The organism is Streptococcus mitis (assembly GCF_001579045.1).
GTDB classification, from domain to species: Bacteria; Bacillota; Bacilli; order Lactobacillales; family Streptococcaceae; genus Streptococcus; species Streptococcus mitis_D.
This window is the reverse complement of sequence record NZ_KQ970281.1, coordinates 1-254: the sequence shown is the minus strand read 5'-3', so window position 1 is coordinate 254 and position 254 is coordinate 1. Positions and strand designations below refer to the sequence as shown.

The 254-nt window shown below is 42.1% G+C and carries 1 protein-coding gene; it reads right to left on the bottom strand.

The genetic code is table 11. The features are described from left to right. The coding region (locus SMIDD28_RS10755) for an SspB-related isopeptide-forming adhesin (protein WP_155719348.1) at positions 1-254 on the bottom strand (254 nt) is incomplete at both ends.

Below are 254 nucleotides of genomic sequence, written 5' to 3'. Positions count from 1 at the left end.
ATTGACGACTGTTTCCGTGATATAAGCTGAACCAAAATCAATCTGATAAGCTGTATTCTCATACTTACCACCTGTTTGACCCAATTCCTTCTTAACAGTCATTGGATTGGTAATAGTCAGAACTTCTCCAACTTGCACGTAGGTCTTGTAGAACTCCTCTGGATTCTCTGCCTCGAATACTTGAATCGCTCCTTTCGGAGTGAAATTGCTAGACTTCAAGGCTTCTTGGACACCTGATGGGGCATTTTCTAGAC